12 protein-coding genes and 1 pseudogene are annotated in these 13,784 nt (G+C 54.9%); 12 read left to right on the top strand and 1 reads right to left on the bottom strand.

Annotated elements, in window-relative coordinates; all coding sequences use genetic code 11:
- The first annotated feature begins 13 nt into the window (after positions 1–13).
- From CLV88_RS16170 to CLV88_RS16115, 12 genes are all read left to right on the top strand, one after another.
- On the top strand, positions 14–1,159 hold the full coding sequence (locus CLV88_RS16170; protein WP_106609535.1) for a TRAP transporter substrate-binding protein: 1,146 nt from the start codon (positions 14–16) through the stop codon (positions 1,157–1,159).
- Positions 1,160–1,271: 112 nt separating this feature from the next.
- Positions 1,272–1,787: a TRAP transporter small permease gene (locus tag CLV88_RS16165; RefSeq protein WP_106609450.1), complete on the top strand. Its 516-nt coding sequence runs from the start codon at positions 1,272–1,274 to the stop codon at positions 1,785–1,787.
- A gap of 11 nt (positions 1,788–1,798) precedes the next feature.
- The gene (locus CLV88_RS16160) at positions 1,799–3,127 is read left to right on the top strand and encodes a TRAP transporter large permease (protein ID WP_106609449.1); all 1,329 of its coding nucleotides are present in this window, start codon (positions 1,799–1,801) and stop codon (positions 3,125–3,127) included.
- A gap of 9 nt (positions 3,128–3,136) precedes the next feature.
- On the top strand, positions 3,137–4,444 hold the full coding sequence (hisD, locus tag CLV88_RS16155) for a histidinol dehydrogenase (RefSeq protein ID WP_106609448.1): 1,308 nt from the start codon (positions 3,137–3,139) through the stop codon (positions 4,442–4,444).
- Between the two features lie 4 nt (positions 4,445–4,448).
- Positions 4,449–5,207 (top strand): SDR family NAD(P)-dependent oxidoreductase, encoded by a 759-nt coding sequence (locus tag CLV88_RS16150; protein WP_106609447.1) that lies wholly within the window; start codon positions 4,449–4,451, stop codon positions 5,205–5,207.
- A complete protein-coding gene (locus CLV88_RS16145; protein WP_106609446.1) occupies positions 5,204–6,178 on the top strand; it encodes an alcohol dehydrogenase catalytic domain-containing protein in 975 nt (324 codons plus the stop codon). The genes CLV88_RS16150 and CLV88_RS16145 overlap by 4 nt, the downstream gene beginning before the upstream one ends.
- 38 nt (positions 6,179–6,216) lie before the next feature.
- Positions 6,217–6,507, top strand: coding sequence for a UxaA family hydrolase (locus tag CLV88_RS16140; RefSeq protein WP_106609445.1), 291 nt, complete (start codon positions 6,217–6,219; stop codon positions 6,505–6,507).
- 12 nt (positions 6,508–6,519) lie between these two features.
- Entirely contained in the window at positions 6,520–7,701 is a 1,182-nt protein-coding gene (locus CLV88_RS16135; protein ID WP_106609444.1) for a UxaA family hydrolase, read from the top strand.
- A gap of 42 nt (positions 7,702–7,743) precedes the next feature.
- Complete coding sequence (locus CLV88_RS16130; protein ID WP_243403692.1) at positions 7,744–8,757, top strand: Ldh family oxidoreductase; 1,014 nt, start codon at positions 7,744–7,746, stop codon at positions 8,755–8,757.
- 96 nt (positions 8,758–8,853) lie between these two features.
- Positions 8,854–9,261: a universal stress protein gene (locus CLV88_RS16125; protein ID WP_106609442.1), complete on the top strand. Its 408-nt coding sequence runs from the start codon at positions 8,854–8,856 to the stop codon at positions 9,259–9,261.
- A gap of 241 nt (positions 9,262–9,502) precedes the next feature.
- The gene (locus CLV88_RS16120; RefSeq protein ID WP_106609441.1) at positions 9,503–10,663 is read left to right on the top strand and encodes a 2Fe-2S iron-sulfur cluster-binding protein; all 1,161 of its coding nucleotides are present in this window, start codon (positions 9,503–9,505) and stop codon (positions 10,661–10,663) included.
- Complete coding sequence (locus CLV88_RS16115) at positions 10,660–12,966, top strand: mechanosensitive ion channel family protein (protein WP_106609440.1); 2,307 nt, start codon at positions 10,660–10,662, stop codon at positions 12,964–12,966. The genes CLV88_RS16120 and CLV88_RS16115 overlap by 4 nt, the downstream gene beginning before the upstream one ends.
- Positions 12,967–13,030: 64 nt before the next feature.
- On the opposite strand, the pseudogene CLV88_RS16110 reads toward CLV88_RS16115, so the two are convergent.
- Positions 13,031–13,736: pseudogene (locus CLV88_RS16110) on the bottom strand (IS6 family transposase).
- Between the last annotated feature and the right edge of the window lie 48 nt (positions 13,737–13,784).

Here is a 13,784-nt window from a genome sequence, read left to right as displayed (position 1 = left end):
AAGGGAGGAAAACATGGACCGTGACAAACTAGAACTGGCTTCGGAAGAGCGGCGTAACTTTCTAAAGCTGGCCGGGTCCGGCAGTTTTACCGCAGCCGTCGTCGCTGGTGCAGGTGGCTTGCTCTGGTCGAGCGAAGCCTCGGCTCAGACTGCCAAGGAAGAGCGTGAACGCCAGGCTGCTGCTGATCACACAATGACGTTGGCAACTGCATATGTTCTTGGCGCATCGCGCAGCTACCCGATCATGCAGCTCGACCTCAAGGAAAACATCCAGAACGCCACGAACGGCAAAATCTATGTCAAACTTGCACCCGGCGGACAGCTTGGCGCGGGTGGCGCTCTTGTTCAGGCGGTTCAGGCTGGCACAATCCAGTGCGCACAGCATTCACTGTCTAACTTCGCGCCCTTCGCTAGCGCTGCAGATCTGATCAACATGCCCTACTTCTGCGGTTCCAATCAACGTTTCACGAACCTCGTGACGTCTGATGCGTGGAAATCAGAAGTCCACCCCAAGATCGAAGCTGCAGGCTTCAAAGCGCTCTTCTACATCAACATCGACCCGCGCGTTGTGGCCGTTCGCAAGGGTGGGAACGCCGTTATTACTCCAGGCGACATGTCGGGTGTGAAATTCCGCGTTCCGGGTTCAAAGATGCTCCAGCAATACTATCGAATGGTTGGTGCTAACCCGACACCGGTTGCTTGGGGCGAAACACCATCGGCGATCAAACAAGGTGTGGCCGACGCGCTTGACCCATCAGTTGGCGCATTGTTCGTGTTTGGCTTCAAAGACATCCTGAGCCACGTCACATTCACCCAGGCTGTACCGGATAGCCAAGTCTATTCGATGAACCTCGAATGGTTCAATTCGCTGCCTGCCGATGTACAGGAAGGTGTTGAATTTGCTGGCGAACTGACTGCGCACCAAAATCTAGCCAAGGTTCCATCGGCACGTGCATATGCCATGGCCGAGCTTGTCAAATCTGGCGTCGAGTTCCACTCGCTCAGCGATGACCAACTTGGTGAATGGCAGGCTGCGGGCGGATACCAACGCCCGGAATGGGACGAGTTCAAAGTAGAGCTTGCCGGATCCATGGACACCTTTGCCAAGTTGGAAGCGGCCGCCGGCACCAAAGGGCGTTATTACGTTCACGACGCATAACCGCTCGATCCGGGGCGGCGCATATTTGCCGCCCCCAATCTATCCGAGTTCCTGACGCGAAAACGATCACATGGTCGATGGCGTCACGTAGTGGCGCGGGGAGGAAACGTGCATGGCACGAATATTGCAAAGCTTGAACCGAAACGCTGAACGATGGGCGTTGCTGGTCTTTTACACGATGTTGGTCGTGACGATGTTTGTCGAAGTCCTGAGACGTGAACTGCTTTCTTACTCGTCGATCTGGGGCGAAGAGATTGTCCGCTACTCGTTCATCTATCTCGCATGGATCGGCGCAGCAGCAGCAGTGCGCGAACGGGGGCATATTCGGATCGACGTGATCATGCATTACGTACCACCACGGGTAAAAGCACTGCTCTACCTTTTTGGTGATTTTGTGATGGTCGCCGTTTCCGTTGTCGCCCTCTATTACTCGTACGAGACCGTTCACGTATCCGCGAAATTCGGCTCCGTAACAGACGGGCTGCGCATCAGTAGGGTCTGGTTCCTGATGGCTGTGCCAATCGGCTTTGGCCTCGTTCTACTACGCCTCTTTCAATCCATCATCCGTGATCTCGCGGACCTTCGAGCGGGTCGCCCTGTCTACGAAGGCGACAAGTTATTTGATTAAGGGATACAACGATGCTTTGGAACCAACTTGATCAATCCGTTATTCTTGGATGGGATTTTTACGGGCCCGTCATTCTCTTCGTCGTCTTTGTTGCGCTCGCTGTACCTGTTTGGGCCGCAATTGGCGCATCTGCGATCCTCATGCTGGTCTGGTCCGGTGCGCTGCCGCTTAGCCTTGTGGGAGAAAAGCTCTTTTCAGGAATAGACTTCTTCGCGCTGACCGCCGTGCCGCTTTTTATCCTAACCGGAGACGTCCTGGTGCGCACCGGCCTGAGCCGAAAATTTCTCGACGTGGCCGAGGCACTGACGCAATTTGCCAAAGGTGGCTTTGGTTCTGCAACAGTTCTTGTGTGCGGCATGTTCGCAGCCATCTCTGGTTCTGACGCGGCAGGCGCAGCTGCGGTCGGTCGCATGACCATCGATCGCCTTGTTGAATCAGGCTATCCGCGTCCCTATGCCTGCGCACTGGTGGCTGCAGGTGCCTGTACTGGCATCCTTATTCCACCATCGATTGCTTATATCATTATCGGTTTGGTACTGGGCATATCTGCGTCCACGCTGTTTCTCGCCGCGCTCATTCCGGGTGTCGCCATTCTGTTGTCGATCCTTGCGACCAACGTGATCATGAACCGCCTGAACGGCTGGGAAGGCGGCGGAAACATTTCCATGTCGGAATACTTCTCCCGCCTGGGAACGTCGTTGAAATCTGGCTGGTATGCATTTCTCGTGCCCGGCATCATCTTTTACGGCATCTTCTCGGGCCGCCTCACTCCAACCGAGGCCGGCGCAACCGCCGTTGTCGTAACCATTCTAATGGGCTTTTTCCTAAAAACGCTCAAGCTCAGCGACTTTCCAGCGATGCTTGTCAGCTCCGCCAAAGTAAATGGTGTCATTCTTCCGATCATCGCCTTTTCCGCACCACTGGCCGAAGCACTGGCAATCATTGGCGTTCCGCAGGGCTTCGTCTCTGCTGCAACCTCGGTCAGCGACAATCCGATGGTTCTGATCTTTATGATGATCTGCATCCTTATTGCGGCGGGCTGCGTGATGGAAACCACACCAAACATCGTTATTCTTGCCCCCATCCTTAAGCCGCTCGCTGATGACATCGGTATGAACGAAATTCAGTTCTGCATCATGATGATCACCGCGTTGGGTGTTGGGTTCATTACTCCGCCCTTGGGGCTGAACCTCTTCGTGGTGGCGGGCATAACAGGTGAATCGATCCTCAAGATCGCTTACCGGGCCGTACCCTTTGTGCTGTGCATGCTCATCGTTACACTGATGATCGCTTACATGCCGATCATTTCCACCGCTCTTCTACCAGACATCTACAAATAGGACGCGACAATGCCGAGACACTACCTCAAGAAAGCAACGCTCACCGCCAAGAGCGACGCCTCGGAAACCAAGAAGATCGTTCGCAGCATCCTTGACGACATCGAAGCTGGAGGAGATCAGGCTGCACTGGACTATGCCAAGAAGCTGGACAAATACGAAGGCGAAGTGCTGTTGTCGCCAGAAAGCATTGCGGCCGCAGCCGAGCTGGTGCCGGACAAGCTCAAACGTGACATCCAGTTTTCTCATGCAAATGTGAAACGCTTTGCCGAGGCGCAAAAGAAAACTGTGAGCAATTTCGAAGTCGAAGTTGTGCCCGGTTTGATCGCGGGCCAAAAGGCCATTCCCGTTGCTGCGGCTGGCTGTTACGTGCCCGGCGGACGCTACAGCCACATCGCAAGCGCCATTATGACCGTAACCACAGCCAAAGTCGCTGGTTGCAAACATATTATCGCATGCTCTCCCCCCCGGCCAGATGTCGGCATCGCACCGGCAATCATTTACGCGGCGCATGTGTGCGGCGCTGACAAGATTCTGGCTATGGGCGGAGTACAGGGCGTCGCGGCAATGACATTTGGTCTCTTTAATCTCCCCAAAGCAAACATTCTGGTCGGCCCGGGAAACCAATTTGTTGCCGAAGCAAAACGGATGTTGTTCGGACGCGTAGGGATCGACATGATCGCAGGCCCAACCGATAGCCTGATCCTCGCAGACGCCACCGCCGACCCCATGGTCGTAGCGACCGACCTCGTTGGCCAAGCTGAGCATGGCTATAACTCGCCGGTCTGGCTGGTTACAGATGATAAAGCGCTTGCCGAAGAAGTCATGCGCCTCGTGCCGCTTCTGATTGACGATTTGCCGGACGTGAACCGCGAAAACGCAACGGCTGCCTGGCGCGACTATGCAGAAGTTATCCTGTGCGCCGATCGCGAGGAAATGGCGGCAACTTCAGATGATTACGCGCCCGAACACCTGACCGTACAGGCTAAAGACCTCGAATGGTGGCTCGAACGTTTATCATGCTATGGCTCGCTCTTCTTGGGCGAGGAAACGACCGTTGCCTTTGGCGATAAGGCCTCTGGCACAAATCACGTTCTTCCAACTTCGGGTGCTGCCAGCTACACCGGCGGGCTCAGCGTGCACAAATACATGAAAATCGTAACCTGGCAACGCGCAACCCGCGAGGGCTCAAAACCAGTCGCAGAGGCGACGGCGCGCATTGCCCGCCTTGAAGGCATGGAAGGTCACGCCCGCACGGCCGACATCCGCTTGAAGAAGTATTTCCCAGAGGAAAACTTCGACCTTTCGGCCGAAGGGTAAGCGCATGAGCGAACAAGACTTGTTTAGTGTATCCGGTCGGGTGGCCTGCGTTACCGGGGCAAGCTCCGGTCTGGGGCGTCACGCCGCTAGTGTTTTGGCACGCGCTGGCGCGAAGGTTGTCGGCGTAGCTCGACGGGCAGAGGCGCTGGAGGAACTGCGCAACAGTGTCGGCGACAGCTTCGCCGCAGTGGCCGCTGACATAGCGGACCGTGACAACCTAACGTCCTGCGCGCGCGCCATTGAGCACCCTTTCGGATCACCAGACATACTCATCCACGCAGCTGGCCTGAACCCGCGCGAAGTTGCGGATGATGTCTCTACTCAAGGATGGGATGCGACGATTGCGGTAAATCTGACCGCTCCTTTCTTTATGAGCCAAAAATTAGCTCCCGCTATGCAAGCCAAAAACTGGGGAAGGATCGTGAATTTTGCGTCCTTGCAATCCTTTCGCGCGTTTCCGGCCGGTCTCGCCTATGGCGCCAGCAAAGGCGGCATCGCCCAATTGACCCGCGCCATGGCAGAGGCGTGGTCTGGCAAAGGTATCAACGTCAACGCCATCGGTCCGGGCTTTTTCCCTACTGAACTGACCGAAGCGGTTTTCGAAGACAGTGATCGGGCGGCCCGCAACGCAGATCAAACCTGTGTTGGACGTAACGGCGAACTTCGCGACCTTGATGGCCCGCTGCTGTTCTTGTGTTCCGAGGCGTCCCGGTTCGTGACTGGCCAGGTCCTAATGGTCGATGGAGGATTTACCGCCAAATGAAAGCACTTGTTTATGACGCCCCGGAAACCCTTGTGTTTCGCGATGTGCCCGAGCCCAAGGCCGCTGAGCAGGAGCTCTTGATCCAAGTGCAGGCGGTTGGCATCTGCGGTTCTGACATGCACGCGTTTCTCGGTCACGACGCACGACGCCCTCCCCCAATCATCCTAGGCCACGAAGCCGCTGGTGTCGTTGTGGGCGGCTCTCGGGATGGCGAGCGTGTCACGATCAACCCACTTGTTGCATGTGGTAGATGCACCGCTTGCCTTGCGCGCCGAGAGAACCTTTGCCCTGATCGTCAGATAATCTCGATGGCCCCGCGTGAGGGCGCATTCGCACAGTTTGTGTCAATGCCAGAAAGCAACCTGATTAGTGTTCCAAACACAGTCAGTATCGAAAAGGCCGCGCTGGCCGAGCCACTTGCCGTAAGCTGGCACGCGGCACGACTAGGCATCGAGGCGCTACATCCGAGTATGGAACGCACCGCCGTCGTCATTGGCGGTGGGGCCATCGGCCTCGCCGCTGTCCTCGCCTTAAAGGCGATGGGAATACCCGACGTTGTAGTTGTCGAGCCAAACCCAGCAAGGCGAAGCTTTCTTGAGGTCAATTGCAATTTGACCGCGGTTGCTAAGCACAGTTCCCACGCCTCGATCATCGTTGACGCTGTCGGCTATGCGGCAACCCGCGAAACCGCATCGGCGCTCGCATTACCCGGTGGTGTGATCGTGCACATCGGCTTGGGTCAAGACACTGGCGGCCTCGATATCCGCCGCCTGACGCTTCAGGAAATCACCTTCATCGGCACTTACACTTACACAGCTCAGGATTTCCGTGACACCGCGCAGGCCCTCTTTGATGGTCGTCTGGGCCCGCTCGACTGGATCGAACAACGCCCGCTTTCCAACGGCGCCGCTGCCTTTGCTGACATCAAATTCGGGCGGGTCGCCGCCCCCAAAATCGTTCTGAAACCATAGCGCCAGAAAACGGTGCATTTCACCAAGGAGACAAAAAGATGTCTGAAATCCCCCACCTTCTCGTTCACGAGCACGACGACAATGTTGGCGTTGTTGTCGTCGAGGGACTGACCGCCGGCACAGATATGCTGTGCTGTGTAACCCACGACAATTCTACATTCCGACTGACTGCGGGTGCGGATGTTCCGATTGGCCACAAGATCGCTCTGAAGGATTTCAAGGAGGGCGACACTGCCATCAAATACGGTGAAGACATCGGTAAAATCGTCGCCGACATCGTCAAGGGCGACCATGTCCACACCCATAACTGCAAGACGAAACGCTGGTAAGGAACCGATCAGATGGCATCAAAATATTCCAACATGACGGTGAAGGCATACCGTCGCGAAAACGGACGCGTAGGTGTTCGAAATCACGTGATCATCTTGCCAGTCGACGACATTTCGAACGCGGCCTGTGAGGCTGTCGCTAATAATGTCAAAGGCACAATGGCCCTGCCCCACGCATATGGCAGGTTGCAATTCGGAGAAGACCTCGATCTGCACTTTCGTACCATGATCGGCACCGGTGCAAACGCCAATGTTGCTGCCGTTGTTGTCATCGGTATCGAACCCGGCTGGACAAAACGCATTGCCGACGGGATCCGAGCAACCGGCAAACCCGTTGCAGAGTTCTCGATCGAGCAAAAGGGCGACTTCGAAACAATCCGCGCAGCCAGCTGGGCCGCCAAGGAATTTGTGCACATGACGTCCGAATACCAACGCGAGGAATGTTCCATTTCCGAGCTTTGGGTTTCGACCAAATGTGGCGAAAGCGACACCACCACCGGGCTAGGCTCGTGCCCGACCGTTGGCAACATGTACGACAAGCTTCTGCCCGAGGGGATCACCGGATTCTTTGGAGAAACTTCTGAAATCACTGGCGCCGAGCACATTTGCCAAAAGCGCGCGATTAATGAAGAAGTCGGCGAACGCTGGTACAAAATGTGGAAGGCCTATCAGGACGACGTCATTTTTGCCCATCAAACCGACGACTTGTCTGACAGCCAGCCTACCAAGGGCAATATCGAAGGTGGTTTGACCACAATCGAAGAAAAGGCTTTGGGCAACCTAGAAAAAATCGGTCGTACGTCACAATATATCGACATCCTCGAACCCGCCGAAGCCCCAAGTTCGGGCAATGGCCTCTACTTCATGGATTCATCGTCTGCGGCGGCGGAATGCGTGACTCTGATGGCTGCTGGTGGTGCTGTCATCCATACATTCCCAACGGGTCAGGGAAATGTCGTCGGCAACCCAATTGTGCCCGTTATCAAGATCACCGCTAATCCGCGCACCGTGCGCACCATGAGCGAGCATGTCGACGTGGATGTCTCTGGCATCCTGCGCCGCGAGCTGACCATTGATGAGGCAGGAGATGCACTGATCGACATGATTTGCCGTACCGCCAATGGGCGCAGCACTGCCGCCGAGGCATTGGGCCACCGAGAGTTCTCGATGACCAAGCTTTATCGCAGCGCATAACAAAAGGGGTCGGGCGGCCGCATGGTTGCCCGACCAACGTATATGACCTCATCTACAATTCACCTAACTCTTGCCGAAGCCGAAAAACTGGTCACGGCCACCCTTGTCGCGGCTGGTACTCGTCGGGAAAATGCGCAATCCGTCGCCACAGCACTTGTTTCAGCAGAAGCAGAAGGTCAGGTCGGGCATGGTTTCTCGCGTCTCGCTGATTACATAGCCCAAGTCCGTTCGGGTAAGGTTGACGGATACGCGATCCCCGGTTGCAGTACGGATGGCGAAGCAGCCCTAACCATCGATGCTTGCAACGGATTTGCTTACCCAGCACTTGATTTGGCAGTTCGCGCTGGAACCGCAGCTGCCCAACGCTACGGCTGCGCGTCGGTTGCCGTGACCCGCTCACATCACTGCGGTTCTCTTTCGGTGCAAGTTGACAAGATCGCCCGCCAAGGAATGATCGGCCTCATGGTCGCCAACGCGCCCGCCGCCATTGCACCATGGGGGGCGAGTGTGCCAGTTTTTGGGACAAACCCCATTGCGTTCGCAGCACCGCGAAAGACCGGGGAACCCTTGGTCATTGACCTATCCCTTTCCAAAGTCGCACGCGGAAAAGTCATGCATGCCAAAAAGAACGGCCAATCCATTCCTGAAGGATGGGCCGTCGACGCTGACGGCTTGCCAACAACCGATCCTGACGCTGCTTTGGCGGGCTCAATGCTCCCAATGGGTGGTCCAAAAGGAACCGCGCTGGCGCTTATGGTGGAAATCCTGGCCGCCATCCTGCCCGCGGCAAACCCCAGCAGGTCCGTTGCGTCCTTCTTTACCGCAGATGGCCCGCCGTCTGGCTCTGGTCAATTTCTGCTTGTTCTCAAGCCGTCTGATCCCGGCGCATTCATGGATCGGTTGGAACCAACACTCACCCTGATATCAGAGCTGGACGGCGCCCGCCTCCCCGGCGAGCGGCGCACCGCCGCAATCACCAGCGCCCGACAAAACGGGATCAACGTGCCAAAACACTATGTCGACCAGCTCCGTGAAACCGCTGGCCAAATTGTGTGATCTCTGTGCTCGCCCGCGCGCCAAAAGGCGCACCACATACGTCACTGTACATCAAATTATACGACTGATCTCTACTCGTTCGAAAAGGAATAGAAGATGCACAAACACATTCTGATACCAGTCGCCCTTGATCACGAAGACCTCGTTCAAAGGAAGATAACGACGGCACGCAAAGTACTCGACGACGGCGGGCGCATTACTCTCTTGACGATCCTTGAAAGCATCCCCGGATTCGTCAATGAATTCGTAACCATCAAAGAAAGCAACCACCTGTCCAATCGGGTCAAACGCGCCCTGGAAACCGCCGCTGGCGATGCCTCGGATATTCTAACTCAGGTGACGTCCGGCAAGCCGGGTGTGGAAGTCGCTGAGTTCGCAAGGGCAAACGCAGTTGATCTCATCATCATCGGCTCGCATAGTCCCCACGCCAAAGGATATGCGCTTGGCTCAACAGCAGCCCGTGTCGCCCGTCGCGCCCCATGCTCCGTACTTATTTTGCGGTGACTGTTCCGCCAGATGGTATTGAAACCGCGATTCAACCTAAAGCTTGGCGCTCGCGACCCAAACAACTGTAGCACCCAACCCATTCTGTCGTAACAATCCGCAATGGAAGACTACAATCCACGTTGACCGCATGTTGTTCAGAATTAGCGGCTTGGGTTGACGAGTTGGCGCATTTTCTAGAGGCTCACGGCCCACCAGATCAGCGTTCTGCAGAGCTGATTTAAAATTGAGGGATGTCATCATGGCCAGCGCAACAACCACACGACCTTGGGCCGCATCTTTTCGAACTCGCGCTATGATTTTGACCGGCCTAGTGATGTTCATTTTTGTGACGATGCACCTCGCAAATCTCGCTTTGGGCCTATTCTCGGTTCAGCTGATGGAAGATTGGCGCTGGCTTCTGAGTGGCATATGGTCAAATTTCTTGCCGCTCAAAATCTTGCTGCAGTTATCTCTAATTTTGCACTTTTTACTGGCGCTGCTGTCACTCTACAGGCGAAATACACTTCGTATTCCGGCATACGACATGACCCAAATGATCGCCGGAATACTGATTATCCCCCTATTGGCGAAACACGTCTTTGGTGTAATGGCCGCGAAAGAGCTTGGTCTTGAACCGACCTACGCGCTCGTGCTTGGGCAGTTTTGGGTCGTGTCGCCGTTTGATGGATTGCAACAGATTGTCATGCTGGTGGTCGCATGGATCCATGGTGCAATCGGGGTCTACACCTGGCTGCAGTCCCGAGACGGTTCGGTGCGCACTATGCGGTTCTTCTATCCGTTTGTCGTGGCCCTGCCGATTTTCGCTATGCTCGGCTACGTCGAGGCCGGCCGGCAAATTATTCCTGTCGAAGAGGGCGGTATGGGGTTTGTCTTGGACTCCGATCCTAATCTAAATGGCCCCACGGTAGCTCCTGAACTGATTCCGGACATTATTGATCAGGCAAGAGACCGCCAGGAACTTGTTACAAGCGTTTCGCTTGGCCTGATCACCTTCGCGTTCCTGGCTCGCTGGTTCCGACTGAGAAGGCTGCAAAACGGACAGCTTCGCATCACCTATACAGGCAAACGATCTTCGACATTTAACACCACAACCGGATTAACACTTCTTGAATTGGCGCGAGAAAACAATATCGCGCATGCAAGCGTGTGTCGTGGACGTGGTCGATGCGGTACGTGTCGTGTCAAAATCCTTGCAGGAGCCGAAACCCTTCAACCTCCGAGCGACGGTGAGGCAAAAGTTCTGGAGCGATGGCAAGCCGGCCCCAACGAACGGCTGGCGTGCCAAGTAAAGCCTACGACCGGCGCTCTGGAAGTAGAGCGTGTCATTGAACCTGATTATTCCAATTTGGATTATGACCAGCCTCGCCAAGTAGCACAAAAGGCGGCGAGCGCAACATGATGGGTTTTCTGAGAATTGCCCTAACATTTGTTGTACTGCACGCATGTGCCATGACGGCACAAGCCCAGTTTGCTCCAAGCTCCGCCAGTTCCGAGACGGTCGCAGTCTCTGACCCATCCCCAAACGATGTTAAAGAGTTCCTGCGCCTGCTGGGTGATCCAACTATTCAAAACTGGATCACAGAAAGTGCTAACACCGATGGCTCGCTCGACAACGGATCCGTGCTGACTCTCAGAGAGCAGATTGATACGCAAATCGAACGGATTTCAGCCCGCGCTCAGTCTCTGATTTTGGCTTGGGAAGTGTTACCGCAGATGCCTGCGGTGCTACAGGATGTCTGGGACACTGAGCTTTCTCACGCCCAAAAGGTTCGCTCTGTCACTTATATTCTGATCTTTTTACTCATCGGATTCGGACTGGAATGGCTCTATCGTCAATTTCTGCGCCGACCTCTGCTGCGTATTGAACAAGCCCCCAAAGACGCGCCTTCTCAGAAATTTGTCGGAGCACTCGTTCGCGCTGCCATCATCTTTACAGGTCTTGCAATTTTTGCCGTGGGCAGCATTGGCGCATTCGACAGCTTTGACTGGCATCCATTGTTGGAGGGCATTGTCTTGGACTTACTGGTGTCTGTGCTGTTGTTCCGTATCTTGACCACCATTTCACTGTTTTTCCAGGCCCCAAGAGCGCCTGAATTGCGTCTGGTTCCCTACGGGACAAAGGCCGCCAAATTCCTGCACCGCCTGATTTGCATTATGGCATTTGCCATCGTCCTTGCCTTCGCTTTGTCATACACGCTGAACCGCATCGTCGAGCAACACGGAATGGATATCGACACCAGCCTCGCCACCGTAGCGCTGGCACAAACCGTGACATTGGCACTGGCTGTTCTTCTCGTGATTTGGTCGTGCATATGGGTAGCATTCAGGCGGCTCCCGGTCCTTTGTGACATGGCTGTCGCGCCGCGCGCGATCCTTTTTTGGCGCAACTTTCTCATGATCCTTGTGGGGGTCGTGTTCGCCCTTTGGCTCAGCGGATTGTTCTCCGCTATGTGGGCCGTTTTGGTCATTGGCATGATGGTGCCTAGCCTAAAATTGATGCGCGCTTGGATCGATCACTTCTTTGATCAGTCTACCGCCGCATTAAACGAAGCACACATGGGCGAAGCACAAAAGGCACTAGATGACTTTGCAGCAGCCGAAGGCGAAGGAAAGTTGCTGGAAGGCGAGCCGCAGCCTGATGTACCAGAGTTTGCCGACCCTTATGTCGCCACTCGCCCAATTGTGCAGCGCGCGGCGCGGTTTGTCTTCATCATTTCGGGTGTCGTGGTGCTCTCGTCCGCTTGGGGTGTGAATATCTTTGACCTTTCCTCCGATCGCAGTCTCGTTGGCAGAATTCTCGAAATTCTGATCGACAGTATTGTTGCCCTGCTCCTCGCAGATCTGGTTTGGACATGGGCCAAATCGGTAATCGACAAACGCATTGCCGACTACGAACCACCTGTCGACGGTCAGGCTCCGGGGCCAGAGGCCCGAATGATTACATTGTTGCCCCTGTTACGGACGATATTGATGGTAACTTTGCTTATCATGGTCATCCTAAGCGTGCTGAGCGCCGCTGGTGTGAACATTGCTCCAATCCTCGCGGGCGCCGGAATCGTGGGCATCGCAATTGGCTTTGGCACCCAATCTCTGGTGCGTGACATTGTGGCCGGCATCTTTTTTCTTATCGACGACGCGTTCAGGCTGGGTGAATACATCGAAGTGGGCGATCTCATGGGTACAGTCGAAGGCATCTCTGTCAGATCAATGCGCATCCGCCACCATCGTGGCAAGGTGCACACAGTACCCTATGGCGAGCTCAAAAGCCTGACCAACCACAGCCGAGACTGGGTGATCATGAAGTTGGAATTCCGCGTTCCATTCGACACCGATCTGCAATTGGTCAAAAAGCTCGTCAAAAAGGTAGGCGCCGAGTTGCAAGCAAATGAGCATTACGGCCCTTCTATCTTGAGCACATTGAAGTCTCAGGGCGTTCGCCGGATGGAGGAGTTCAACATGGTCGTCGGGGTGAAATTCATGACCAAACCGGGCGAACAATGGTTGGTCCGACGCGACGCCTATCAAAAGGTTAGGGACATCTTCGAGGCAAACGGCATTCGTATGGCCGAACGAAACGTCAAAGTCGAAATCGAGGGTGGTGAACATTTATCCGAAGAACAACGCAGTGCCGTTGCAGGTGCAGCCCAAGAGGCGGCCCAAGGACCCGTTGGCCCTCCAAAGCCAATTCCTGACGAACCTTAAAGTACAACTTTGGCGGTGTCAGACCAATTCGAACCAGTCTCTACTTGGCCAGTATGGCTGTCCTTTAAGCCGCGCAAAGACCGCGCCACTCGGCAAGAGCAGCGATGCGGTTCGTCGTGAATTGATCTCTTTGGGAAAGGCTGCGCTCCTTATTGAAATGGTCGGAAACAGAAGTATGAACGGGCACAAATTTCTGCAGACTTCGCAAACGACGAAAGCGGTGCATCGCTCGCTCCCGTCTTCGAAAAGGTAGATGTGAATTTTCTGCGCGATTGTTCTTACAACGGCCGGTTTCTTGCTTCACCACATTCCCAATAACCTTCATCGCGGCACCATACGAACGCAAATTGCCGGTCACGATGACTTCCGGTGACCCATATATTTTCATCGCTTTCTTCAAGAACTGAAGAGCTGCGGCGCGATCTCGGCGCTTCGTTACATAGCTTTCCAGCACCTCCCCTTCGTGATCTACCGCGCCAAAGGTAGTGTCGTTTAACGTTAATTTTCACGAAAACTTCATCGAGATGCCAACGCCAGTTCGAGTAGCATCCCATCCGACTGACCCGTTTTCTGCGTATTTCAGCAGCAAACATAGGACCAAATCTGTTCCACCAAAACCGTACAGTTTCATGGCTCACATCAATGCCCCGTTCGTGCAGCAGATCTTCCACGTTTCTAAGCGAGAGCGGAAACCTGACGTAGAGCATTACCGCTAAGCGGATGATGTCTGGGCCGGTTTTGAAGTAGCGAAATGGTGAACGGTTTGTCATGACCGAAGGCTAGATCGGCACCTTGCCCTTCACAACCGAGTTTCTTCT

It is taken from the genome of Shimia abyssi, assembly GCF_003014475.1.
GTDB classification, from domain to species: Bacteria; Pseudomonadota; Alphaproteobacteria; order Rhodobacterales; family Rhodobacteraceae; genus Shimia; species Shimia abyssi.
The sequence above is the reverse complement of the archived record's forward strand: the minus strand, read 5'-3'. Positions and strand labels throughout refer to the sequence as shown.

Bases quoted from the DNA above. Each gene is read 5' to 3' on its own strand.
- CLV88_RS16170 (WP_106609535.1), top strand. From the start codon at position 14: ATGGACCGTGACAAACTAGAACTGGCTTCGGAAGAGCGGCGTAACTTT.
- CLV88_RS16165 (WP_106609450.1), top strand. From the start codon at position 1,272: ATGGCACGAATATTGCAAAGCTTGAACCGAAACGCTGAACGATGGGCG.
- CLV88_RS16160 (WP_106609449.1), top strand. From the start codon at position 1,799: ATGCTTTGGAACCAACTTGATCAATCCGTTATTCTTGGATGGGATTTT.
- hisD (WP_106609448.1), top strand. From the start codon at position 3,137: ATGCCGAGACACTACCTCAAGAAAGCAACGCTCACCGCCAAGAGCGAC.
- CLV88_RS16150 (WP_106609447.1), top strand. From the start codon at position 4,449: ATGAGCGAACAAGACTTGTTTAGTGTATCCGGTCGGGTGGCCTGCGTT.
- CLV88_RS16145 (WP_106609446.1), top strand. From the start codon at position 5,204: ATGAAAGCACTTGTTTATGACGCCCCGGAAACCCTTGTGTTTCGCGAT.
- CLV88_RS16140 (WP_106609445.1), top strand. From the start codon at position 6,217: ATGTCTGAAATCCCCCACCTTCTCGTTCACGAGCACGACGACAATGTT.
- CLV88_RS16135 (WP_106609444.1), top strand. From the start codon at position 6,520: ATGGCATCAAAATATTCCAACATGACGGTGAAGGCATACCGTCGCGAA.
- CLV88_RS16130 (WP_243403692.1), top strand. From the start codon at position 7,744: ATGACCTCATCTACAATTCACCTAACTCTTGCCGAAGCCGAAAAACTG.
- CLV88_RS16125 (WP_106609442.1), top strand. From the start codon at position 8,854: ATGCACAAACACATTCTGATACCAGTCGCCCTTGATCACGAAGACCTC.
- CLV88_RS16120 (WP_106609441.1), top strand. From the start codon at position 9,503: ATGGCCAGCGCAACAACCACACGACCTTGGGCCGCATCTTTTCGAACT.
- CLV88_RS16115 (WP_106609440.1), top strand. From the start codon at position 10,660: ATGATGGGTTTTCTGAGAATTGCCCTAACATTTGTTGTACTGCACGCA.